This window comes from Nocardia farcinica, assembly GCF_029867845.1.
GTDB classification, from domain to species: Bacteria; Actinomycetota; Actinomycetes; order Mycobacteriales; family Mycobacteriaceae; genus Nocardia; species Nocardia farcinica_A.
On sequence record NZ_JARWRU010000963.1, the window covers coordinates 1 to 1690 of the forward strand.

The 1690-nt window shown below is 71.9% G+C and carries 1 protein-coding gene and 1 pseudogene; both read left to right on the forward strand.

Annotated elements, in window-relative coordinates; translation table 11 throughout:
• A partial coding sequence (locus QH283_RS21210) for a molybdopterin dinucleotide binding domain-containing protein (protein WP_280504726.1) occupies window positions 1–921 on the forward strand: 921 nt, incomplete at its 5' end.
• Window positions 914–1612 (forward strand): annotated as a pseudogene (locus QH283_RS21215) (NADH-quinone oxidoreductase subunit H); the annotation flags it as partial. The gene QH283_RS21210 and the pseudogene QH283_RS21215, both read left to right, overlap by 8 nt.
• Window positions 1613–1690 lie beyond the last annotated feature (78 nt).

A 1690-nucleotide genomic window follows, 5' to 3' on the forward strand; every position in this document is an offset into this window, starting at 1 on the left:
GGCGCGCTGCCCGGTCTGCTGCCCGGCGGCCGCCCGCTCACCGACCCGAAGGCACGCGAGCAGATCGCCGCGGCCTGGCACTGCGACGACCTGCCCACCGCGCCCGGCCGCGACACCGTGGGCATACTCGGCACCACACCCGGTCCGGGCGCCCTGCTCGTCGGCGGGGTGGAACTCGCCGACCTGCCCGACCCGCCCGCCGCGCGCGCCGCCCTGGACGCCGCGCCGTTCGTGGTGAGCCTGGAGTTGCGGCACAGCGAGGTCACCGACCGCGCCGACGTGGTCTTCCCGGTGGCCCCGGTGACCGGCAAGTCCGGCACCTTCCGCACCTGGGAGGGCAGGCCGCGCCCGTTCGACACCGTGCTCGGCGACTCCACGGTGCTGCGCACCGCCGCACCACTGTCGGACCTTCGGGTGCTGCACGCGCTGGCGGCGGCGATGGGCGTGCCGCTGAACCTGCCCGACCCTGCCGCCGCCCGCGCCGAACTCGACGCACTCGGCGTATGGGACGGCAGACCGGCCGCAGCCCCGGTGCACCTCGCGTATCCGCCGGTCCGTCCCGGCCGGGGATCGGCGGTGCTGGCGAGCTGGCGGATGCTGCTCGACCTGGGCCGGATGCAGGACGGCGAGGAGAACCTGGCGGGCCTGGCCCGCACCCCGGTGCTTCGGCTGTCGGCCGCCACCGCCGCCGAGATCGGCGCGGCCGAGGGCGACGCGGTGGAGGCGGCGAGCGAGCGGGGCGCGCTCACCCTGCCGCTGGCGATCACCGACATGCCGGACCGGGTGGTGTGGGCGCCGGCGAACTCGCCCGGCTCGCAACTCAACGACCGGCTCGGCGTCGGGGCGGGCAGCGTGCTGCGGCTGCGCCGCGTCGACGCCACCGGCGCGGCGACTTCCGTGCGGGAGGACGACCATGTCTGATCTGTCGCTGTTCGGCAACGACCCGTTCTGGCTGGTCCTGGCCAAATCGGTGTTCCTGTTCGTGTTCGCGATCGTCATCCCGCTGATCGGGGTGCTCGTGGAACGCAAGGTCGTCGCGCGCATGCAGATGCGTGTCGGACCCAACCGCGTCGGCCCGTTCGGCCTGCTGCAATCGCTGGCCGACGGCGTGAAGTCGGCCTTCAAGGAAGACATCATCCCGGCGATGGTCGACAAGCCCATCTACGTGCTTGCGCCGATCATCTCGGTGACCACCGCGTTCATGGCGTTCGCGGTCATCCCGCTCGGCGGCGAGGTTTCCATCGCGGGCCACACCACCGCCCTGCAGCTGACCGACATGCCGGTCGGCGTGCTCTACGTGCTGGCCATCACCTCCATCGGCGTCTACGGCATCGTGCTGGCGGGCTGGGCGTCCGGCTCCACCTACCCGTTGCTGGGCGGCCTGCGCTCGACCGCGCAGGTGATCTCCTACGAGATCGCGATGGCGTTGTGCTTCGCCGCGGTGTTCCTGCACGCGGGCACCATGGCCACCTCCGGCATCGTCGGCGCCCAGCACCCCACCTGGTTCGTGTTCCTGCTGCTGCCGTCGTTCCTGATCTACTGCGTGTCGATGGTCGGCGAGACCAACCGGGCGCCGTTAGACCAGCCCGCGGCCGAGGGCGGACACGTCGGCGATGTCGTACACATTGGCTTCCGTCTCGGCGACCATCACTGATGGTGAATCGAACTCCCAGTCAGGGCCTTCCGGGAA